A 208-nucleotide genomic window follows, 5' to 3' on the forward strand; every position below is an offset into this window, starting at 1 on the left:
GACGGCGGTCGCCTCGAAGGCGATCAGCAGCACGACGGAGACGATGCCGATGCTCAGGGCGCGGTAGGGCCTGCTCAGTACGCCGCGGGTGGCGTCGGTGTCGTCACTCATGCACGCCAGAGTAAGAGGCGTGGAGCTCTTTTACCCCTGTCCGGGGGTGGGGGCTTGTTGGTCCCTTGGTCCTACGCCTCTGAGCCCTCTGAGGCCT

The organism is Streptomyces atriruber, assembly GCF_001418325.1.
Lineage (GTDB): Bacteria > Actinomycetota > Actinomycetes > Streptomycetales > Streptomycetaceae > Streptomyces > Streptomyces atriruber.